Annotated in this window: 1 protein-coding gene; it reads left to right on the top strand. The window is 62.7% G+C overall.

Annotated features, from left to right (window positions below):
• Nucleotides 1-255 (top strand): hypothetical protein (locus tag DUT91_RS26045; protein WP_160113739.1); only part of this gene is annotated, 255 nt, incomplete at both ends.

Genomic DNA, 255 nt, shown 5'->3' with positions numbered 1-255 from the left:
CGGATCCGATTCCGCTCTACGCGGCACAGACGCTGACGGCGACGAATGCGAACCCGAGCGACCAGATGAGCGATATCTACTGGTCGGCGGTTCCGTCGGATCCGCGCTACACCGTCGTCTTCAATCCCGACACCTCGCCGGTCGTCAACAACACGACCTCCAGCACGCAGGTGACCGTCTACGGGCCGAATTCGCCGGGCAACGTTACTGTCAGCGTCTACGCGCGCTCGGATAATTCCAGCGTCCCGATCGGTG

Source organism: Paramesorhizobium salinisoli (assembly GCF_003335045.1).
GTDB lineage: Bacteria > Pseudomonadota > Alphaproteobacteria > Rhizobiales > Rhizobiaceae > Paramesorhizobium > Paramesorhizobium salinisoli.
This window is presented reverse-complemented; position numbering and strand designations above follow the sequence as displayed.